Annotated in this window: 19 protein-coding genes; 5 read left to right on the plus strand and 14 right to left on the minus strand. The window is 73.0% G+C overall.

What is annotated here, in order from left to right; genetic code table 11:
* Positions 1-12: 12 nt before the first annotated feature.
* The 10 genes from AC6H2I_RS06855 to mntR form a co-directional block, all read right to left on the minus strand.
* Positions 13-336, minus strand: coding sequence for a type II toxin-antitoxin system PemK/MazF family toxin (locus AC6H2I_RS06855; protein WP_497499842.1), 324 nt, complete (start codon positions 334-336; stop codon positions 13-15).
* A gap of 10 nt (positions 337-346) precedes the next feature.
* Positions 347-568: an antitoxin MazE family protein gene (locus AC6H2I_RS06860; RefSeq protein WP_497499843.1), complete on the minus strand. Its 222-nt coding sequence runs from the start codon at positions 566-568 to the stop codon at positions 347-349.
* Between the two features lie 82 nt (positions 569-650).
* Positions 651-1,733: an Ldh family oxidoreductase gene (locus AC6H2I_RS06865; RefSeq protein WP_497499844.1), complete on the minus strand. Its 1,083-nt coding sequence runs from the start codon at positions 1,731-1,733 to the stop codon at positions 651-653.
* 2 nt (positions 1,734-1,735) lie between these two features.
* Positions 1,736-2,932, minus strand: coding sequence for a mannonate dehydratase (gene uxuA, locus AC6H2I_RS06870; protein WP_497499845.1), 1,197 nt, complete (start codon positions 2,930-2,932; stop codon positions 1,736-1,738).
* A 21-nt stretch (positions 2,933-2,953) separates the two neighbouring features.
* Positions 2,954-4,231, minus strand: a complete 1,278-nt coding sequence (locus AC6H2I_RS06875; protein ID WP_497499846.1) for a TRAP transporter large permease — start codon at positions 4,229-4,231, stop codon at positions 2,954-2,956.
* On the minus strand, positions 4,231-4,737 hold the full coding sequence (locus AC6H2I_RS06880; protein ID WP_497499847.1) for a TRAP transporter small permease: 507 nt from the start codon (positions 4,735-4,737) through the stop codon (positions 4,231-4,233). Before AC6H2I_RS06880 ends, AC6H2I_RS06875 begins: the two co-directional genes overlap by 1 nt.
* 70 nt (positions 4,738-4,807) lie before the next feature.
* On the minus strand, positions 4,808-5,812 hold the full coding sequence (locus AC6H2I_RS06885) for a TRAP transporter substrate-binding protein (protein ID WP_497499848.1): 1,005 nt from the start codon (positions 5,810-5,812) through the stop codon (positions 4,808-4,810).
* Between the two features lie 49 nt (positions 5,813-5,861).
* A complete protein-coding gene (locus tag AC6H2I_RS06890) occupies positions 5,862-6,887 on the minus strand; it encodes a Zn-dependent oxidoreductase (RefSeq protein ID WP_497499849.1) in 1,026 nt (341 codons plus the stop codon).
* Positions 6,888-6,917: 30 nt separating this feature from the next.
* A complete protein-coding gene (locus AC6H2I_RS06895) occupies positions 6,918-7,604 on the minus strand; it encodes a GntR family transcriptional regulator (protein ID WP_497499850.1) in 687 nt (228 codons plus the stop codon).
* Between the two features lie 434 nt (positions 7,605-8,038).
* The gene (gene mntR, locus AC6H2I_RS06900) at positions 8,039-8,458 is read right to left on the minus strand and encodes a manganese-binding transcriptional regulator MntR (protein WP_497499851.1); all 420 of its coding nucleotides are present in this window, start codon (positions 8,456-8,458) and stop codon (positions 8,039-8,041) included.
* Between the two features lie 197 nt (positions 8,459-8,655).
* Between mntR and AC6H2I_RS06905 the strand changes: the two genes are divergently transcribed.
* The 4 genes from AC6H2I_RS06905 to AC6H2I_RS06920 are packed head-to-tail and all read left to right on the plus strand — an operon-like array spanning position 8,656 to position 12,848.
* Entirely contained in the window at positions 8,656-9,657 is a 1,002-nt protein-coding gene (locus tag AC6H2I_RS06905) for a metal ABC transporter solute-binding protein, Zn/Mn family (protein WP_497499852.1), read from the plus strand.
* Between the two features lie 13 nt (positions 9,658-9,670).
* A complete protein-coding gene (locus AC6H2I_RS06910; RefSeq protein WP_497499853.1) occupies positions 9,671-10,471 on the plus strand; it encodes a metal ABC transporter ATP-binding protein in 801 nt (266 codons plus the stop codon).
* Entirely contained in the window at positions 10,468-11,874 is a 1,407-nt protein-coding gene (locus tag AC6H2I_RS06915) for a metal ABC transporter permease (RefSeq protein ID WP_497499854.1), read from the plus strand. The genes AC6H2I_RS06910 and AC6H2I_RS06915 overlap by 4 nt, the downstream gene beginning before the upstream one ends.
* Positions 11,875-11,888: 14 nt before the next feature.
* Complete coding sequence (locus tag AC6H2I_RS06920) at positions 11,889-12,848, plus strand: metal ABC transporter permease (RefSeq protein WP_497499855.1); 960 nt, start codon at positions 11,889-11,891, stop codon at positions 12,846-12,848.
* A gap of 7 nt (positions 12,849-12,855) precedes the next feature.
* Here AC6H2I_RS06920 and AC6H2I_RS06925 read toward each other — a convergent pair whose 3' ends face one another.
* The 4 genes from AC6H2I_RS06925 to AC6H2I_RS06940 all read right to left on the minus strand — a co-directional run bounded on the left by AC6H2I_RS06925 (position 12,856) and on the right by AC6H2I_RS06940 (position 18,487).
* Positions 12,856-15,921 (minus strand): efflux RND transporter permease subunit, encoded by a 3,066-nt coding sequence (locus AC6H2I_RS06925; RefSeq protein ID WP_497499856.1) that lies wholly within the window; start codon positions 15,919-15,921, stop codon positions 12,856-12,858.
* On the minus strand, positions 15,918-17,009 hold the full coding sequence (locus AC6H2I_RS06930) for an efflux RND transporter periplasmic adaptor subunit (protein ID WP_497499857.1): 1,092 nt from the start codon (positions 17,007-17,009) through the stop codon (positions 15,918-15,920). Before AC6H2I_RS06930 ends, AC6H2I_RS06925 begins: the two co-directional genes overlap by 4 nt.
* Positions 17,006-18,067 (minus strand): efflux RND transporter periplasmic adaptor subunit, encoded by a 1,062-nt coding sequence (locus tag AC6H2I_RS06935; RefSeq protein ID WP_497499858.1) that lies wholly within the window; start codon positions 18,065-18,067, stop codon positions 17,006-17,008. The genes AC6H2I_RS06930 and AC6H2I_RS06935 overlap by 4 nt, the downstream gene beginning before the upstream one ends.
* Positions 18,068-18,265: 198 nt before the next feature.
* Positions 18,266-18,487 (minus strand): hypothetical protein, encoded by a 222-nt coding sequence (locus AC6H2I_RS06940; protein WP_497499859.1) that lies wholly within the window; start codon positions 18,485-18,487, stop codon positions 18,266-18,268.
* Positions 18,488-18,685: 198 nt separating this feature from the next.
* Here AC6H2I_RS06940 and AC6H2I_RS06945 point away from each other — a divergent pair, with 198 nt between their 5' ends.
* The gene (locus AC6H2I_RS06945; protein WP_497499860.1) at positions 18,686-19,885 is read left to right on the plus strand and encodes a DNA polymerase IV; all 1,200 of its coding nucleotides are present in this window, start codon (positions 18,686-18,688) and stop codon (positions 19,883-19,885) included.
* Positions 19,886-19,915: the final 30 nt, after the last annotated feature.

The following is a 19,915-nucleotide window of genomic DNA, read 5'->3' on the forward strand; positions in this document are numbered from 1 at the left end:
CGTTCGGCCCGTTCAGGCCAGGCCGATCCAAAGCGCAAGCGCCCGGTTGACGGCGACCATGGCGCCCGGTGCCAAATGTCCCACGATGGCTCCCACCTTGTCGCGCCGGACGGTCACCATCTTGTCGACCATGATCTGCGACCGGCTTCGCAACCCGTTTTCCGGGGTTGGGTCGATCGTCAGCCGGAACAACGGGGCCTCAATCAGCGTGCTGGTGACCGGAAGAACCGTCACCGTGGCGTGTTCTCTGAAGAGATCGGATTGGACGACAAGGGCCGGCCTCGGCTTTCCGAAGTCTCCTTGAATGGCGACGGTGACCAGATCACCCCGCGTCATCAGGACCGGCTCATCCGGCCCAGCCTTCGAGGTCCGCGGCTGCGCCATCCACCAGCGTCTCGACCTCGGGATCGGCGGCGTCCGCGGCGGCCGCCAGCCTGGACTGACGCCGGCACTCCTCGGCGAAGCCCGGACCACGGGTGTCCGGTACCCAGATCTGCACGGGCCTCAGCCCATCCGCCCGAAGGCGGGCGCGGTGGCGTCGCACCCTGCCGAACGCATTCTGCGTCATTCGGAATCCCCGTCCCAAACCGTTACATGTTACGTAGGCGGCCTGGGGTACGGGGTCAACGGCCGCACCGGGATTCCGCCGCTCACTCCGGCAAAGGGCCGAGCTCCGGCAGCGGGCAGCCGTGGCGGCGGGCGAGGTCGGCAAGGGTCGTCCAGGTGGCGGTGTCCACCGGGATGCCGTTGGCCGCGCGCTCCTCGGTCGGGGCGCGCTCCGGGTCCCCGGGGGCGAGGACGCGGCCGCCCGGCCGCGCCGGCTGGGCCCGCAGGTCGGCCAGGAACGCGGCGACCCGGGCGTTCATCTCCAGGAGCGGCCGGAACACGTCGGGCCGCAGCAGGATGAAGAAGTGCCCCAGCTCGGCCTTCTGCGTCAGGTCGGGGCCGGCGAAGGGGGGAAGCGCCGCGCCGTGGGCCATGCCGGTGAAGGCCGAGCACAGCAGGTCGACCATCGCCGCCAGCCCCGCCCCCTTGTAGCCGTAGTCGGTGCCGCCCAGCGGCAGCAGGGCCGCGGCGCGGTGGGGGTCGGTGGTCGGCACGCCGTCGCCGTCCACCGCCACGTCCGGCGGCAGGGGCTGGCCGCTGGCCCGGCGCAGCAGCACCCGGTTCAGCGGGATGCTGCTGGTGGCCATGTCCAGCAGCAGCGGCGCCTCGCCCTCCACCGGCAGGGCGAAGCTCAAGGGGTTGGTGCCGTGGAACGCCTTCACCCCGTCATGGGGCACGACGATGGCGTCGGCGTGGGTCATGCCGATGGCGGCATAACCTTGGCGCGCCGCCGCCAGGGTGTAGCAGCCGGTGGCCCCGTGGTGGGAGGAGCGGGCGACCGCCACGGCGGCGATTCCGGCCTCCGCCGCCAGGGCCATGCCCTCCTCCACCGCGCGGTAGCTGGCCGGGTGGCCGAAGCCGTTGTCGGCGTCCAGGTGCCCCACCGCCGCGGCGGTGCGGGTGAAGCGCATCTCCGGGTGCGGGTTGATGCGCCCCGCCGTCAGGGTCGCCACGTAGTGGGGCACCAGCCGCACCCCGTGGGTGTCGAAGGACCGGGCGGAGGCGTCGACGACGGCGCGGGCCACCGCCGCCGCGCCCTCGGCGCCCGACCCGGCGGCGGTCAGCAGGGCCGCCACGAACCCCTCCAGGGCGGCGCGGCCGACCCGCACCTCGTCGAAGGTCTCCATGGCTACACCGGGAGCTGGCGCAGCGACGCCACCGCGGTCATCACGCCGCGGATCTCCGCCAGGCCGCGCAGCCGGCCGATGGCGGGGTAGCCGGGGTGGGTCGGCTTGCCCACGTCGTCCAGCAGCTCGTGCCCATGGTCGGGGCGGAAGGGGATGCGCCAGCGCGGGTCGCCGGCATCGCGGCGGCGCTTCTGCTCCTCCAGCAGCGCCGTCACCACCGCCACCATGTCGACGTCGCCGCCGAGGTGGTCGGCCTCCTGGAACGAGCCGTCGGGGTCCTTCGTGACGTTGCGCAGATGGGCGAACCACACCTTGGACGCAAAGCGCCGGGCCATGGCCGGCACGTCGTTGTGCACCCCGGCCCCCAGCGAGCCGGTGCAGAAGGTGATGCCGTTGGCGTCGGACTCCACCGCCCCGACGATGAAGGCGAGGTCGTCTTCGGTGGAGACGATGCGCGGCAGGCCCAGCAGCGGGCGCGGCGGGTCGTCGGGGTGGATGCACAGGCGCACCCCCACCTCCTCGGCGGTCGGCACGACCTCGCGCAGGAAGCGGGCCAGGCGCTCGCGCAGGGTGTCGGCGGTGACGCCGCGGTAGCGCTCCAGCATGGCCCGCAGGCCGGGCGCGTCGTAGCGGTCGAAGGCCCCGGGCAGGCCGGCCATGACGTTGGCCAGCAGGGCCTTCTTGTCGGACTCGCCGGCGCGGTCGAACCAGGCACGGGCGCGGGCCAGCACGTCGGGGGCGTGCTCGTCCTCGGCCCCCGGGCGCTCCAGGATGAAGACGTCGAAGGCCGCGTGCTCGAACGCGTTGAAGCGCAGTGCCGTGCCGCCGCCGGGCACCGGCGCGGCGAGGTCGGTGCGCGTCCAGTCCAGCACCGGCATGAAGTTGTAGCACACCGTGGTGACGCCGCAGGCGGCGAGGTTGCGCAGCGACTGGCGGTAGGCGTCGAACAGCGGGGCGAGGTCGCCCTCGCCGAGCTTGATGGATTCGTGGACCGGCAGGCTCTCCACCACGCTCCAGCGCAGGCCGAGCGACCGGTCCGCGGCGATGGCGGCCTGGCGCCGCTCGATCTCCTCCACCGGCCACACCACGCCATAGGGGATGTGGTGCAGCGCCGTGACGATGCCGCTGGCCCCGGCCTGCCGGATGTGGCCCAGCCGGATCACGTCGTCCGGCCCCCACCAGCGCCAAGTCTGCTCCATGGCTTTTCTCTCTATTCTCGATCAGCGGAACAACAGGTTGGGCAGCCAGAGCGACAGCGCCGGAATGAAGGACACCAGCATCAGCACGATCAGGTTGCACACCAGGAAGGGCCACACCGCCCGGCTGATCTCGGCCAGCGAGACCTTGGCGATGTTGGCGGCGACGAACAGGCACACGCCGACCGGCGGGGTGGTCAGGCCGATCATCAGGTTGAGCACGGCGAAGGTGGCGAAGTGGATGGGGTCGATGCCGACCTGGACCGCCACCGCCAGCAGCGGCGGGAACAGGATGATCAGCGCCGCGATCGTCTCCATGAAGGTGCCGACGACCAGCAGCAGCGCGTTGATCATCAAGATGATCAGGTACTTGTTGGTGGTCAGCGCCATCATCGCCGCGGCGATGGTCTGGGGGATCTGCTCGCTGGTGAGGATCCAGCCGAACACGTTGGCCAGGCCCACCAGCAGGATCAGCCCGCCCGAGCCGATGGCGGCCTCCAGCATCAGCCCCGGCACGTCGCGCAGCCGGAAGCCCTTGTAGACGAAGAGGCCGATGATGAAGGCGTAGAGGGCGGCGACCACCGACGCCTCGGTGGGGGTGAACACCCCGCCGACGATGCCGTAGAGGATGATCACGGTCATCAACAGCGCCCACACCGCGGCCCGGCTGGAGCGCAGCAGGTGGCGGAAGCCGCCCCACGGCTCCTTGGGGTAGCCGCGCCTGCGGGCCAGCACGTAGACCGTGGCCATCATGCCCAGCCCGAGAAGCAGGCCGGGGATGGCGCCGGCCATGAACATCTTGCCGACCGACAGGCCGGTCAGGGTGCCGACGATGATCATCGGCACGCTGGGCGGGATGATCGGCCCGACCGTGGAGGCGGCGGCGGTGAGCGCCGCGGCGAACGGGCGGTCGTAGCCCGACTTGGCCATGGCCGGGATCATGACCGAACCGATGGAGGCGGTCTCCGCCACCGCGGTGCCGGAGATGCCGGCGAAGATCATCGAGCCGGTGACGTTGGCCAGCCCCAGCCCGCCGCGCACGTGGCCGACCAGCGCGTTGCCGAAGCGCACGATCTGGTCGGTGATGCCGCCGCCGTTCATCAGGTTGCCGGCCAGCACGAAACCGGGGATGCACAGCAGGACGAAGCTGTCCATGCCAGCGAACATGAACTGGGGCACCACGGTGAGGTCGATGCCGCTGAGCCAGAGGTAGACGGCCGAGGAGAGGCCGAGGGCGATGGCGATGGGAACGCCCAGCATCAGGGCGACGGCGAAGCTGCCGAACAGGGCCGCGATCAGCATCAGGCCACCTCCCCCCGGTCCATGCCGGCGCCGTGGTGCGCCCCCAGGCCGAGCAGGCGGGCCACCGAGAAGAAGGCCAGCGACACCGGAATGACCAGGGCCACCAGGTAGACGCCCACCATGGGCAGGTCGATGGAGCGCGCCCGCTCGCCGAAGCTGCCGTCAACGTAGGCCCAGGCCCCGGGGATGATGGCCAGGGAGAAGCCCAGCACGACCAGGTCGACCACCCGGTCGACCACCCGGCGCGCGCGGTCCGGCAGCGGCGCCACGAACAGGTCGACGCCGACCAGGTCGCCGCGCAACAGCGCCAGCCCGCAGGACATGGCGACCAGCCAGACCAGCGCGAAGCGCGCGATCTCCTCCGTCCACGCCGGTGCGCGCACGCCGGGCACGCGCCCCGCCACCTGCAGAAGAACCACCGCGATCAGCACCGCGAAGGCGGCCAGCGTGCCGTAGCGGCACACGGCCCGCGCTCCCGCGACGACGACCGCAAGACTTTTACCCATGGAACCGCTCCGGACCAGCGAGGGGGGCGCCCGGCGCGCGACGGCGCCGGGCGGTGCGTCGGACGGCGCGTCAGGCCGCGACGATCTCCTCGTAGAGCGGCTTGATCTCCGGGTTGAGGGCGCCGGCGACGGCCTCGCGGCCCTGGGAGGCGAAGGCCTCCTTGTCGACCTCGACGAACTCCATGCCCTTGGCCTTGAGCTCCTCGGCCAGCTTCATCTCGTCGGCCAGGAACAGCGTGCGCTCGTAGGCCTGGGCGGCGGCGGCCGCCTCGGCGATGGCGGTCTGCTGGGCCTCGGGCAGGCGGCCCAGCTTCTTGGCCCCGCCCACCAGATAGATCCAGCTGATGACGTGCTCGGTCAGGTTCACGTATTTCTGCACTTCGGAGAAGCTGGCCGACTTGATCAGCGCCAGCGGGTTCTCCTGGGCGTCGATGATGTGGCTCTGCAGCGCCGTGAACACCTCGGAGAAGGCCATCGGCGTGGGCTTGGCGCCCAGCGCGTCCCAGAACTTGACGAACAGGGGCACGTTGGGCACCCGCATCTTCAGCCCGTCGAGGTCGGCCGGGCTCTTGATCGGCCGGTTGGAGGTGAGGTTGCGCGGGCCGCGGGCGAAGTAGGTGAGCGGCCGCAGCTGGGTCTTGTCCTCGATGTTGGCGGCGATCTTGGCGCCGATCGGCCCCTTGACCACCGTGTCCAGGTGGTCCAGCCCGCGGATGGCGTAGGGGACGGCGAGAAGGGCGGCGCTGGGCGCCCAGTTCTGCAGGGACTCGCCGGTGATGGTGAAGTCGACGATGCCGAGCTGGATGCCCTTGATCAGGTCGGTTTCCTTGCCCAGCTGCTCATTGGGGAAGACGTTGACCTTGATCGCCCCGTCGGTGCGGGCGGCGACCTCCTCGGCGAACTTCACCGAGGCCTTGTGCCAGACATTGTCCTCGTTGCCGAGGTGCCCGAGCTTCAGGGTCGTCGCCGACTGGGCGCGGACGATGGCCGGCGCCCCGACGATGGCGCTGGCGGCACCGAGGCCGGCGGCGCCGAGGCCGAACGCGCGACGCGACAGGGTGGTCTTGAACTCCATGGGGACACTCCTCCTCTAGGTTCTTGTTTGGCTTGGGGGATTCAACAGGTCAGTCGAAGGCGAGCTGAACCTTGACGGTGCTCGACGGGTCGGTCTCGATCAGCGAGAACGCCTCGGCGGCCCGGGCGGCGGGAAAGGTCTGGGTGATCATGGCGGCCGGCGTCAGCGCGCCGCTTTCCAGCCAGCCGACCACCTGCGGCAGCAGGCGCCGGTTGAGGCGGGAGCCGACCAGGGTCAGCTCCTTCCGGACGATCTCCTGCTGCACGACGGTGCAGGGGGTGGGGGAGAACCCCAGCAGGCCGATGCGCCCGGCCGGGCTGGCGACCCGGCAGGCCTCCTCCAGGAGCGACGGCACGCCGGCGCCGTCGATGACCACCGACGGGCCGAGCCCGTCGTTCTCGCCACGCACCGCCTCGGCCACCGGGGTGGCGCGCGGGTCGATCACCACGTCGGCGCCGAAGGCACGGGCCCGCTCCAGGCGCGCCGCGTCGGGATCGGCGACCAGGCAGCGCGCGCCATGCAGCTTGACCACCTGGGTGACGGTGAGGCCGACGGTGCCGGCGCCATAGACCAGCACGGTGTCGCCGGCGTCGATGCCGGTGCGGCCCAGCACGTTGGCGGCGATGGAGAACGGCTCGGCCAGGGCGGCGATGGCGAAGGGCAGGTCGGGGCTGATCCGGACCGCGTTCGCGGCGGGAACCGCGACCCGGTCGCGGAAGCCGCCGTCGCGGTGCACCCCGAACACCTCCAGATTGGCGCACACGTTGGAGCGGCCGACCCGGCAGGCGTAGCAGCGCCCGCACGACACCACGGGGTCGACCACCACATGATCGCCTTCGGCCAGGTGGTCGACGCCCGCACCGACCGCCTCCACCGTGCCGGCGAACTCGTGGCCGATGATCCGGGGGTACACCGCGAAGGGGTTGGTGCCGTGGAAGATGTGCATGTCGGAGCCGCAGATGCCGGCCCGCTGCACGCGCACCAGGACCGTGCCGGGCTCGACCCCCGCCACCGCGGGGGCGGCCTCGGCGCGCAGGGCCAGGACATGGGGTTTCTCGACGGTCAGGGCTACCACGGCAGGCGGGTCCTTTCTGGTTGGCGTGGGTCAGGTCTCGAAGACGTCGGTGGACAGCCGCGCGATCTCCTCGACCGCCGCGAACACGGTGCACAGATGGGTCCGCATGGCCGCCTCGGCGCCATCGGCGTCGCCGGCTTCCACCCGGTCGACGATGGCGCGGTGCTGGTCGTAGACCATGGTCGTCCAGCCCTCGGTCCGCAGGGCCAGGAAGCGGACACGGTCGAGCTGGGCCTTCACCTCCACCAGCAGGTCCCACACCGCCGGCCGGCCGGCGATGCGGATCAGCTCGGCGTGCAGCGCGTCGTCGAGCGCGAAGAAGACGTCGTGGTGCTCCGGCGCCAGGGTGTCGCGCTGGCGCTCCAGCAGGCGCTCCAGCGCCGCCCGGTCCGCCGCCCCGGCGCGCTCGGCGGCGAGGCGCACCGTCCGGCACTCCAGGCTCTCCCGGACGAAGTGGCTGTCGGACACGGCGCTCAACTGGATCGGCGCCACGAAGGTGCCGACCTGCGGGACGATGCGCAGATACCCCTCGCTGGCCAGCCGGCGGAAGGCCTCGCGCACCGGCGTGCGGCTGACCCCGTACTGGGCCGCCACCCGGGTCTCCGAGATCGCCTCGCCCGGCCGCATGTCCCCGGCCAGCACCGCCGCGCGCAGCGCCTCGTACACCTCCTGCAGGCGCGGCCGGCGGTGATCGCGAATGGCGGGGAGCGGGCGCATGGCGACGACCTCCGAAGCTTGCACACTAGTATGGCACGGCGCGGGATGCTCGGCAAGAGCGGCGGATGATGGAACACGCGGACCGCTGCAGCGGGCACACAACAGCGCCGGCGGCATATCCTTCGTCGTTCGTCTGCACGCGATGCCCGCGCAACGCCCGCGAGGAACGCGCGCTTCCCCTTGACGTCACCCATGGCGTGGGACGCGCCCGGCCGCCGGTGGCGGAGCGTTGGAGCGTTGGATCGACCGCCGGCTGGGTCGCCACGGCATGACCCGGTGCCGCCCCCGGCGGCGGAAGGCGCGCCGCGACGCACCGCGGTCACCGCCCAGGGTCGTGACGCTGATCGACGGAGCGGGCGACACGCCGCATGGAGTCGGTCCTGCCGGTCCTCGACCGGTCGGCGTCCCTCGATCCGGACGGCGGCCGCCGGCCCTCAGCCCCGCCCGCCGCGCTCCAGGAAGCGTTCGAACACCTCAAGCGTCTCGGCGCTGACGTGGTGCTCGATGCCCTCGGCGTCGAGACGGGCGGTTTCCGGGCTGACCCCGACGGCGCACAGGAACGCCTCGACCACCTGGTGGCGGGCCCGGCTGCGCTCCGCCACGGCGCGGCCCTCCTCCGTCAGGAAGACACCGCGGTAAGGCCGCTGGGTGACGAACCCCTCCTTGGACAGGCGGCGCAGCATCTTCGCCACCGTCGGCTGGGCCACCCCCAGGCCGGCGGCGATGTCCACCTGCCGGGCCTCGCCGTGGGCGTCGATCAGGTCGGCGATCAGCTCCAGGTAGTCCTCTACAAGCTCCAGGCGACGGGCGCTGCGCGCCTGCCGGAAACTCTCGGCCCGGGACTCGTCGGACACACCCTCTGACACCGCAACCCCTCCCGCGCATCGTGCCGGTTCAAGGCAGCACGGATGTTTAGCCCAGGCAATCTTTTTTTCTGCTGCGGCGCGCCCACGTCGGGACCTCACCGTTTGGAATGATTCCACCCATCCGAGCCCTTGCGCTTGAATTTAGCCAAGGCTATCTCATTTGGTAGAGGCAGGACGGATCGGCGATGGAGATGGGAATGCGGCTGGTGCGGCGGGGGGTGCTGGGCATGGCGGCGGCGCTGGCGGTGGCCGGCGTCGCGGCCATGCCGGTGCCGGGAACCGGAACGGCGGTGGCGGCCACGCCGTTGACGGTCGTGGCGACCACGGGAATGATCGCCGACGTGGTGCGCGGCGTCGCCGGCGATCGCGCCGCCGTGACGCAGCTCATGAACGCCGGCGTGGACCCGCACCTCTACAAGGCGACGCGGTCGGACATGGCGGCCATGCTCGGCGCCGACGTGATCGTCTACAACGGCCTGCTGCTGGAAGGGAAGATGACCGACGCCTTCGAGCAGCTCGCCGCCAGCGGTCGGGCGGTCTACGCCGTCACCGAGCGCATCGGCACGGACGAGCTGATCGCCGCGCCCGGTTTCGGCGGCCATCACGACCCCCATGTCTGGATGGACCCGACGGCGTGGGAGAAGACCATCGACGTGGTGCGCGACGCGCTGGCGGAACGGGATCCCGACGGTGCCGCCGCCTACCGCGCCAACGCCGACGCCCTGCGGGGCGCCTTCGCCCGCCTCGACGCCTACGCCCGCCGCGTGCTGGCCAGCGTGCCGGAGGATCGGCGGGTGCTGGTCACCGCCCACGACGCCTTCAACTATTTCGGGCGCGCCTACGGCTACGAGGTGTTGGGACTCCAGGGCCTGTCGACGGAATCCGAGGCCGGGCTGCAGACGGTGGAGCGGCTGGTCGGCGTGCTGGTCGACCGCGCCATCCCCGCCGTGTTCGTCGAGACGACGATCCCCGAGCGCACCGTGCGGGCGCTGGTCGCCGGGGCCGCGGCGCGCGGCCACGCCGTGGCCATCGGCGGCGCCCTGTTCTCCGACGCCATGGGGCCGCCCGGCGCCTACGAGGGGACCTATGTCGGCATGATCGACCACAACGTCACCACCATCGCCCGGGCGCTGGGGGGGACCACTCCCGATGGCGGCCTCCACGGCCGCCTGGCATCCGCACAGTGACGGGATGATCGCCATGAGCCCCGCCCCCCTCCCCGCGTCCGACGGCGGCACCGACGGCCCGCTGTCGGTGCACAGCCTGACGGTCGCCTACAACCGCAAGCCGGTGCTGTGGGACGTCGAGTACGACCTGCCCGACCGTGCGCTGACCGCCATCGTCGGGCCCAACGGCGCGGGCAAGTCGACCTTCATCAAGGCCATTCTCGGGCTGGTTCCGGCGGCCTCGGGCGGTGTCACCTTCTGGGGCCGGCCGCTGTCCCGGGTGCGCGCCCGCGTCGGCTACGTCCCGCAGCGCGGCAGCGTCGACTGGGAGTTCCCGGTCTCGGCGCTGGAGGTCGTGGCCATGGGCCGCTACGGCCGCCTCGGCTGGTTCCGCCGCGTCGACCGCGGCGCCCGCGACGCCGCCCGCGCCTGCCTCGACCAGGTCGGCATGGCGGATTTCGCGGACCGCCAGATCAGCCAGCTCTCCGGCGGCCAGCAGCAGCGCGTCTTCCTGGCCCGGGCGCTGGCCCAGGAGGCCGAGCTCTACTTCATGGACGAGCCGTTCGCCGGGGTCGACGCCGCCACCGAGACGGCCATCGTCGGCGTGCTGAAGCGCCTGCGCGACGACGGCCGCAGCGTGGTGGTGGTGCACCACGACCTGCAGACGGTCGACTCCTATTTCGACCAGGTGCTGCTGCTCAACGGCCGCGTCGTCGCCGCCGGTCCGGTCGCCACCGCCTTCACCCCGGCCAACCTGCAGCGCACCTACGGCGGCCGGCTCGCCCTGCTCGACGACGCCGCCGACGCCCTCGCCCGCGCCGGGGGCGGGCGGTGAACGGGCTGGCCGGGAACGGGCTGGCCGGGAACGGGCTGGCCGGGAACGGTCTGGTGGAGGGCGCCGGCGGCGGCTGGCCGACCCTGGCCGAGGTGCTGCGCGTCCTGACGCTGGGCGGTGGCCACAACACCACGGTGGTGATGGTCGGGGTGGCCCTGCTGGGGCTGGCGGCCGGCGTGGTGGGCACCTTCGCCGTGCTGCGCAAGCGGGCGATGATGAGCGACACCCTGAGCCACGCCACCCTGCCCGGCATCGCGCTGGCCTTCCTGGCGGCGGTGGCGCTGGGCGGCGAGGGCCGCAGCCTTCCCGTGCTGCTGGGCGGGGCGGCGGCGGCGGGGGTCGTCGGCGTGCTGACGGTGCAGGGGCTGAGCCGTCATTCGCGCCTGCCCGAGGACGCCGCCATGGGCGCCGTGCTCAGCGTCTTCTTCGGCCTCGGCTTCGTGCTGCTGAGCTTCATCCAGACGCTGGGCACCGGCGCGGAGGGCGGCATCGCCAAGTTCATCTACGGCCAGACCGCCGCCATGAGCACCGGCGACGCCACGGTGATCGGCGCCGTCGCGGTCGGCGCGATCGGCGCCACCGCCCTGCTCTACAAGGAGTTCCGGCTGGTCTGCTTCGACCCGGACTACGCCGCCGTGCAGGGCTGGCCGGTGTCCGCCGTCGACCTGGCGATGATGGCCCTGGTGGTGGTGGTCACCGTCGTCGGGTTGCAGGCGGTCGGGCTGATCCTGGTGGTGGCTCTGGTCATCGTGCCGGCGGCGGCGGCGCGCTTCTGGACCGACCGCCTCGGCACCATGACCCTGCTGGGCGGCGCCTTCGGCGCGCTCAGCGGCTATGCCGGCGCCGCCCTGTCGGCGCTGCTGCCGCGTTTCCCGGCCGGCGGCATCATCGTGCTGGTGGCCGGCGCCCTGTTCCTGGTCAGCCTGTTCCTGGCGCCGCGCCATGGCGTGATCGCCAGCGCCGTGCGCCAGGCCCGCCTGCGCCTGCGGGTCGAGCGCGAGCACCTGCTGCGCGGGCTCTACGAAGCGGCCGAGTCGGCCGGCCTGCCGCTGTCGGCGGCGGTCGACCCGGCCGGCGCGCGCATCGTCCGCTCCTGGGGGCCGCTGCGCCGCGCCCTGGTGCTGGGCAGCCTGCGCCAGTCCGGGCTGCTGCGGCGCGCCGGCGCGGCCGTCGCCCTGACCACCGCGGGCCAGGAGGAGGCGTGGCGGCTCACCCGCAACCACCGCCTGTGGGAGGTGTTCCTGGTGAACTACGCCCATCTCGCACCGACCCAGGTCGACCGCTCCGCCGACCGGGTCGAGCACATCCTCGACGAGGGTCTGGTGGGCCGGCTCGAGGACCAGCTCGCCGCCATCGGCCGGCTGCCGCGCCTGCGCGGCGTTCCCCCCAGCGTGCACCCCTAAGCAAGGCGGCGGCCATGGCCTATTTCCTCCAGCTCGACCTGCCGGCGCTGCTCGCCGCCCTGTTCGCCACCATGGCCTGCGCCCTGCCCGGCAACTTCCTGGTGCTGCGCCGCCAGAGCCTGATGGGCGACGCCATCTCCCACGCCGTGCTGCCCGGCATCGTCGTCGCCTTCCTGGTCGCCGGCTCGCGGGCCACCGGCGTCGTCTTCGTCGGCGCCGCCGCCGCCGCCCTGCTGGCGGTGGTGCTGATCGAGCTGGTGCGCCGCTACGGCCGGGTGGAATCGGGGACCGCCATGGGCGTGGTCTTCTCGGTCATGTTCGCCGGCGGCGTCGTGCTGATGGAGCAGGCGGCCGCCGGCAACATCGACCTCGACGCCGAATGCATCCTCTACGGCCAGCTCGAGGACATCCTGTGGCTGGCGCCGCGCGACCTCGCGTCGCTGGCCGATCCCGCGGTGTGGGCCCAGATGCCGCGCGAGGTGGTGGTGCTGGCCGGCGCCCTGGCGGTCACCGCGCTGGCGGTGGTGGCGTTCTGGAAGGAGCTGACGATCGCCTCCTTCGACCCGGAGCTGGCGACCACGCTCGGCTTTCCCGCCACCCTCGTCAACCTCGGCCTGATGGTTCTGGTGGGGCTGGTCGCCGTGGCGGCCTTCGAGGCGGTCGGCTCGATCCTGGTGATCGCCATGTTCATCTGCCCGGCCGCGGCGGCGCGCATGCTGACCGACCGCCTCGCCGTCCAGGTCTGGCTCAGCCTCGGCTTCGCCGCGGTGTCGGCGCTGGCGGGCTACACGCTGGCCGCCTTCGGGCCGTTCTGGATCGGCCTGGACAACTCGCTGGCCGCCAGCGGCATGATCGCCGTGGTCAGCGGCCTGCTGCTGGGCCTGGCGGTGTTGCTGGCCCCGGTCCACGGGGTGCTGGGCCGCCAGCGCGCCGCCCGCGGCGCCGCCCGGGGCAGCGAATCGGCCCCGGTCTGAGCCCGCCTCACGCCGTGCCGGCGTCCGATGCGGGCTCCGGCTCGCCGATGCGGAACCAGGCGACGTAGAGGGCGGGCAGGAACAGCAGGGTCAGCAGCGTGCCGACGATGATGCCGCCCATCATGGCGTAGGCCATGGGCCCCCAGAACACCTCCCGGGCGATCGGGATGAGGGCCAGGCTGGCGGCCGCTGCGGTCAGCAGGATCGGCCGCATGCGGTGGACCGAGGCCTCCACCACCGCCGTCCAGGGGTGCGCGCCCTCGTCCCGCAGATCCTCGATCCGCATGATCAGGATGACCGAGTTGCGGATCAGGATGCCGATCAGGGCGAGCACGCCGAGGATGGCGACGAAGCCCAGCGGGGCCCCGCTGGGCAGCAGCGCCGCCACCACCCCGATCAGCCCCAGGGGCGCCACCGCCACCACCAGGAACAGGCGCTGGAAGCTCTGCAGCTGGATCATCAGGATGGTCGCCATGACGAACAGCATCATCGGCACCACCGCGGCGATCGGCGCCTGGGCCTTGGCGCTCTCCTCCACCGGCCCGGCCACGCTCACCGCGGTGCCCGCCGGCAGGTCGCGGTCCAGCGCGGCGATGCCCGGAGCGAGGTCGGCCACCACCGTGGCCGGCTGGGTGGCGTCGAGGATGGCGGCGCGCACGGTGATGGTGGGCACGCGGCTGCGCCGCCACACCACCGGCTGCTCCAGCCCGTACCGGAACGTCGCGACGGCGCCCAGCGGCACCGGGTCGCCGTTGCCGGCGGGAAGCTGCAGGTTGCGCAGGGTCTCGATGGAATCGCGCTCGGCCGGCCCGGCCCGGGCCACCACGTCGACCAGGTGGACGTCGTCGCGCACCTCGGTGATGGTGGTGCCGCCGACCACCGCGTTGAGGGTGCCGGCGATGTCCTCGGAGCTGACGCCGAGCTGGCGCGCCTTGTCCTGGAGCACGTCCACCGTCACCACCCGCGCCGGCTCCATCCAGTCGTAGGTCGGGGCGCTGAGCAGCGGGTGGTCGCCCAGCAGCGCCGCCACCCGCCGCGCCGTGGCGCGCACCGTCTCGATCTCCGGGCCGCTGACGCGGTATTGCACCGGGCGCCCGGCGGGCGGGCCCAGCGGCAGCAGGTTGACGTAGACGTCGGCGCCCACGAACGCCTCGCGCGCCAGCGCGCTCAGGCGCGCCCGCACCCGGTCGCGCGCCTCCAGGTCGTGGGTGACGATCACCACCTGGCCGTAGTTGGGGCTGCCGGGCTGGACGTCGAAGGACAGCACGAAGCGCTCGGCGCTGCGCCCGACGTAGGAGGACCAGCGCAGGATGTCCGGGTCGCCGGCCAGCGCCTCCTCCAGCCGGTCCATCTGCGCCCGCGTCTCGGCGATCGAGGCGTTGCGCCGCAAGGTCACGTCGACGATCAGCTCGGGCCGGTCGGAGGAGGGGAAGAACTGCTGCTGCACCAGCCCCATGCCGAGGATCGACGCGGCGAACAGCGTCACCGTGACCAGGATGGTGATCCAGCGCCAGCGCATGGCGGCGAGCAGCGAGCGGGTGAACAGGGCGGTCAGCCGCCCCGGCTGGTCGCCGTGCCCCTTCATGGTCTTGGGCAGGAAGGTGACGCCGAGCAGCGGCGCGAACAGCACCGCGACGATCCACGACAGGACCAGCGAGACGGCGATCACCACGAACAGCGTGAAGGTGAACTCGCCGGCGTTGCTGTCGTTGAGGCCGATGGGGATGAAGCCGGCGACGGTGACCAGGGTTCCTGTCAGCATGGGGAACGCGGTGGAGGTGTAGACCGCGGTGGCGGCGCGGCGCAGGGTGTCGCCGGCCTCCAGGCGGGCCACCATCATCTCCACCGCGATCATCGCGTCGTCGACCAGCAGCCCCAGGGCGATGATGAGCGCGCCCAGCGAGATGCGCTGCAGCGAGATGCCGAGGTACTCCATGGCCACGAAAGTCATGGCCAGCACCAGCGGGATCGACAGGGCGACCACGAAGCCGGCGCGCAACCCCAGGCTGACGAAGCTCACCAGCAGGACGATGGCGACCGCCTCGAACAGGGCGCGGGTGAAGCCGCTGACCGCCTCCTCCACCACCACCGGCTGGTCGGACACAAGGTGGACGCCCACGCCCACCGGCAGCTCCGCGGTGACCGCCGTCATCCGCGCCTTCAGCGCCTCGCCGAACGCCAGAAGGTTGGCGCCGGGCTTGAGGCCGATGGCGATGCCGATGGCCGGCACGCCGCCGTAACGGAACAGGCTCTGCGGCGGGTCGGCGTAGCCACGGGTGATGGTGGCGAGGTCGGCCAGGCGGAAGAAGCGGTCGTTGACCCGCAGGTTGATCGTCTGCAGGCTCTCCTCCGAGGCGAACTGGCCGCTGACCCGCACCACGACCCGCTCCTCCCCGGCCTCGATGACCCCCGACGGCGCGATCGCGTTCTGGGCCCGCAGGGTCGCGAGGATCGCCTGGCGGTCGACCCCCAGGGCGGCGATGCGGCGGGTCGAGAACTCCAGGTAGATCACCTCGTCCTGGGCGCCGATCAGCTCCACCTTGCCGATGTTGGGAACGGTGAGGAGGCGCGAGCGCACCCGCTCCACATGGTCGCGCAGCTGGCGCTGCGACACGCCGTCGGCGGTGAAGGCGTAGATGTTGCCGAAGACGTCGCCGAAACGGTCGTTGTAGAAGGGGCCCAGCACGCCCTGGGGAAACTCGGCGCGGATGTCGTCGATCATGTTGCGGACCTGAACCCAGACGCCGGGCACGGTGTCGCCGTCGACGGAGGATTGCAGGTTGACGAAGACGGTGGCCTGCCCCGGCGTCGTCTGGCTGCGGGTGAAGTCGAGGCCGGGCAGCTCCTCCAGCTTCTTCTCGATGCGGTCGGTCACCTGGTCCAGGGTGTCGGGCAGCGACGCCCCCGGCCAGCGGGCGCTGATCACCATGGTCTTGATGGTGAAGGAGGGGTCCTCCTCCCGCCCGAGGTTGAGATAGGCCATCACCCCGGCCAGGGTCGCGACGATCATCGCGTACCAGACCAGCGAGCGGTGGCGCAGCGCCCAGTCGGAGAGGTTGAATCCGTCGCTCACCGCACCGCCTCGTCCACGATCCTCACCTCCTGGTCCGGCTCAAGGCTGTTGACGCCGGCGGTCACCACCCGGGCGCCGGCGTCGAGGCCGTCGGCGATCCGCACCACCCCGCCGGCGCGGCCGGCCACCCGCACCTCGTGCGGCGCCACCGTCAGACGCTCCGGATCGACGACCCACACCCAGGTCCGGCCGTCCCGCTCCAGCACCGCGGTCTCCGGCACGACCAGCCCCGCGGCCGCTCCGGCCCGCTCCGGCAGGCGCACCGTCACCGTGGTGCCCAGGCGGAAGGCGGCGGGCGGCTCGGCCAGGGTGATCCACACCCGGCGGGTGCGGGTCACCGGGTCCGCCTGCGGCGCGATCTCGCGCACCGTGCCCGCGGCCCGCACCGACGGGTCCAGGGTGAGGGCCACATCCACCGGCGCCCCGCGCTGCAGCGCCGCGGCGATCCCCTCGGGCAGGTCGATGACCGCCTCCCGCACATCCGGACGGGCCAGGGTCACCACCATCCGGCCGGGCTCGACGACCTGGCCGATCTCCGCCCCGACGTCGGTGACGACACCGTCAAAATCGGCGCGCAGCGTGGCGTAGCCCAGCCGCTCGCGCGCCTGGTCCAGGGCGGCCTTGGCCTGGGTGAGGGCGGCCGCCGCGGCCTCGCGCGCCTGCTGCGCCGCCTCGACCTCCGCCTCGCTGGCGACGTCGTCGGCCCGCAGGGTGCGCTGGCGCTCCTCGGTGGCGGCCGCGTTCTCGAGCTGGGCCTCGGCGGAGGCCAGATCGGCCTCGGCGCCGCGCACGGCGAGCGCGAACGGCAAGGGATCGATGGCGGCCAGCACGGCGCCGCCGGCGACCCGGTCGCCGACCTCCACCGCACGGTCGACCATGCGGCCGAGCACGCGGAATCCCAACGCGCTCTGGTAGCGCGGTTCGACCACCCCCGCGAAGCGCTGGGACTCCCCGTGCCCGGGCCCGACCACCATCGACAGCACCGGGCGCGCCGGCGGCGGCGGCGCAGCCTCGTTCTCCCCGCAGGCGGCGAGCAGCAGGACCAGCGCCAGACCGACCCCCGGCGGCGCCGGACGGGCGGCCGTCATGGCGACCGCTCCGCCGCCGGGGCGGACGCCGGCGCGTCGGCGATCGCCACCGTCTGCCCGGGGTGGAGGAGCTGGCCGCCGGCGGTGACGACGAGGTCGCCCGGCCGCAGGCCGTCGCCCAGCACCACCTGGCCGGTGTCGTAGCGGTGCACGGTCACCGCGGCCAGGGCGACGCGCCGGCTGTCCGGATCGATCCGCCACACCGCCGGCGACCCGTCCTGGGACGTCAGCGCGCTCCACGGCAGCACCAGGCGCTGGCGCACCGCCGCCCGCGCCTCGCCGATCACCGCGGCGCGCAGCGTCATCGCCGGCGGCGGCCGGTCGATGCCCACCTTGACGCGGACCGTTCCGGTGGCGGGATCGACCACCGGCGACACCTCGCGCACCGTCCCCTCGGCGGTGACCGACGGATCGGCCACCAGGCGGAGCGCCACGGTGCGCGAGGCCGGCTCCTCGACGAACAGGGATTCCTGGATGTTGAACACGGCGTCGCGCGGGCCGTCATGGGCCAGGGTGAAGACCGGGTCGGCCGCCTGCACCACCTGCCCGACCTCGGCCGCACGGGCGGTGACCACCCCGTCGACCGCGGCCCGCAACACCGTCTGGTCGCGCTGGTCGCGCGCCGACTCCGCCTCGGCCCGCGCCGCCTCCAGGGCGCCGCGGGCGGTGCGCACCGCCTCCTGCGCCTGGTCGTAGTCGCGCCGCGTCGTGAAGCCGTCGCCCAGCAGCGTCCGCTGCCGCTCGAGGGTGGCGGAAACCTGGCGCAGCCGCGCCTCGGCCGCCGCGACGGCGGCGTCGGCGGCGGTCACGGAGGCGTCCTGCTCGCGCGGGTCGAGGCGGGCCAGCACGGTGCCGGCGCTCACGTGGTCGCCGATGTCGGCGGTCCGTTCGATCACCCGCCCGGCGACGCGGAACGCCAGGTCGCTCTCCACCCGCGCCCGGATCTCGCCGGTCAGGCGCATGCGCGGGGCGTCGGCGACCGGCTCGACGGCGCGGGCGGCGACCCGCACCGGCGGCTTGGCGACCGCCGCCTCCTGGCGGTCGCACCCGGACAGCACGCCGCATGCGCAGGCGAGGGCAAGGGTCGCAAGAGGGGGTGCGGATCGCGACATGGCGGACGGGGCGGGGCTGAGGGATACCGGAACGGAACCCGCCGCACGTCGGCACGCGACGTGCGGCGGGTGACGCTCACTCTGCCACGCGGATCGGCGCCCGTCAGCCCACCAAACGGCAGGCCGCCGGAAGGCGGAGGGGGATCAGTTGCAGACCAGCGAATTGACGGCGCTCTCCGAGCCGACGCGGCGCATGGAGCAGGTGTCGCCGAGGCCGTCCTCGCTGGTGGCGTAGTCGTCGTCGTCGCGGGCATAACCGCCGGAATCGCTGGCGCCGCTGTACCCGGAATCGCTGGCCATGTCGACGGTGCCGCAGGCACCCAGGGTCAGCGCCAGCAGGGCCGCAAGGGTCAGGTGTGTGGCCATGGTCGTGGTCCTCATGATGGTGTGTTCGCGAAGCTACGGGTCCACCAACAGGGGTGCCGGCCATGCGTCCCCGTCTGTAACGCCTTCGTGAAGGCGCGTGCCCGCGGGCCGGGGCCGGACCGCCGCCCGCCGTTGACAGGCCCCGCCGCGGGGACCATGTTCGCGACACGTTCCCATTGGGATAGGGCCAGCCGGGGCATGGCGCTCCATCCGCACAGCCGCACCGTCTGCCGCGATTGCGCTGCCGCGCTCGGCGACGCGCCCGCCGTCCCGCGCGACAGCCCTCCCGCACGCTGTCCGCGCTGCGGCGGCCGCCGCCTGTTCCGCCACGCCGAGCTGCACGGCCTGGCCATCGGCCACATCGACTGCGACGCCTTCTACGCCACCGTGGAGAAGCGCGACCGGCCGGAGCTGGCGGCGCGGCCGGTGATCGTCGGCGGCGAGGGGCGCGGCGTGGTCGCCGCCTGCTGCTACGTCGCCCGGCTGTCGGGCGTGCGCTCCGCCATGCCCATCGGCCGTGCCCTGGAGCGCTGCCCCGACGCGGTGGTGCTGCCGCCGGACATGGCGAAGTACCGCGCCGTCGGGCTGCGCGCGCGGGAGATCATGGAGGCGTTCACCCCGCTGGTGCAGCCGCTGTCCATCGACGAGGCCTATCTCGACCTCGGCGGCGTCGAGGAGCGCCTGGCCATCAGCCCGGCCCAGGCCCTGGTGGAGGTGGTGCGCCGGTTCGAACGCGAGCTGGGCATCACCGCCTCGATCGGGCTCAGCTACAACAAGCTGTTCGCCAAGATCGCCTCGGACCTGGACAAGCCCCGCGGCCTGTCGGCGATCGGCCGGGGCGAGGCGGCGGCCTTCCTGGCCGACAAGCCGGTGAACATCCTGTGGGGCGTCGGCCCGGCCCTGGAGCGCAGGCTGGCCGACGAGGGCATCCGCACGGTCGCCGACCTGCGCACCCGCGACGAGGTCCACCTGGTGCGCCGCTACGGTGCCATGGGTCGCCAGCTCCACCGCTTCGCCCACGGCATCGACACCCGCCGGGTCGAGCCGGACGCGCCGAGCAAGTCGGTGTCGGCGGAGGACACCCTGGACTGGCCGACCGCCGACGCCGCGGCGCTGGCGACGATCCTGCGCCGCCTGGCGGCCACGGTGGAGCGGCGCATGGCCAAGGAGGGGGTGCTGGGGCGCAGCGTCGTGCTGAAGCTGAAGACCGCCGACTTCCAGCTGCTGACCCGCCAGCGCCGCGTCGACCCGCCGACCCGCGACGCCGCGGCCCTGGCGGCGGCGGCGCTGCCGCTGCTGGACAAGGAGGCCGACGGCCGGGAGTTCCGCCTGGTCGGCATCGGCTGCGGCGACCTCACCACCCCGCGGCTGGAGCGCGAGCCGGACCTGTTCCGCTGAGCCGGCCTCGGGGCGCCCGGCCCTCCGGGT

Source organism: Azospirillum sp. NS33 (assembly GCF_059703765.1).

Bases quoted from the DNA above. Each gene is read 5' to 3' on its own strand.
- AC6H2I_RS06945 (WP_497499860.1), top strand. From the start codon at position 18,686: ATGGCGCTCCATCCGCACAGCCGCACCGTCTGCCGCGATTGCGCTGCC.
- AC6H2I_RS06930 (WP_497499857.1), bottom strand. From the start codon at position 17,009: ATGACGGCCGCCCGTCCGGCGCCGCCGGGGGTCGGTCTGGCGCTGGTC.
- AC6H2I_RS06860 (WP_497499843.1), bottom strand. From the start codon at position 568: ATGACGCAGAATGCGTTCGGCAGGGTGCGACGCCACCGCGCCCGCCTT.
- AC6H2I_RS06865 (WP_497499844.1), bottom strand. From the start codon at position 1,733: ATGGAGACCTTCGACGAGGTGCGGGTCGGCCGCGCCGCCCTGGAGGGG.
- AC6H2I_RS06885 (WP_497499848.1), bottom strand. From the start codon at position 5,812: ATGGAGTTCAAGACCACCCTGTCGCGTCGCGCGTTCGGCCTCGGCGCC.
- AC6H2I_RS06880 (WP_497499847.1), bottom strand. From the start codon at position 4,737: ATGGGTAAAAGTCTTGCGGTCGTCGTCGCGGGAGCGCGGGCCGTGTGC.
- AC6H2I_RS06875 (WP_497499846.1), bottom strand. From the start codon at position 4,231: ATGCTGATCGCGGCCCTGTTCGGCAGCTTCGCCGTCGCCCTGATGCTG.
- uxuA (WP_497499845.1), bottom strand. From the start codon at position 2,932: ATGGAGCAGACTTGGCGCTGGTGGGGGCCGGACGACGTGATCCGGCTG.
- AC6H2I_RS06910 (WP_497499853.1), top strand. From the start codon at position 9,671: ATGAGCCCCGCCCCCCTCCCCGCGTCCGACGGCGGCACCGACGGCCCG.
- AC6H2I_RS06940 (WP_497499859.1), bottom strand. From the start codon at position 18,487: ATGGCCACACACCTGACCCTTGCGGCCCTGCTGGCGCTGACCCTGGGT.
- AC6H2I_RS06855 (WP_497499842.1), bottom strand. From the start codon at position 336: ATGACGCGGGGTGATCTGGTCACCGTCGCCATTCAAGGAGACTTCGGA.
- AC6H2I_RS06895 (WP_497499850.1), bottom strand. From the start codon at position 7,604: ATGCGCCCGCTCCCCGCCATTCGCGATCACCGCCGGCCGCGCCTGCAG.
- AC6H2I_RS06920 (WP_497499855.1), top strand. From the start codon at position 11,889: ATGGCCTATTTCCTCCAGCTCGACCTGCCGGCGCTGCTCGCCGCCCTG.
- AC6H2I_RS06905 (WP_497499852.1), top strand. From the start codon at position 8,656: ATGGAGATGGGAATGCGGCTGGTGCGGCGGGGGGTGCTGGGCATGGCG.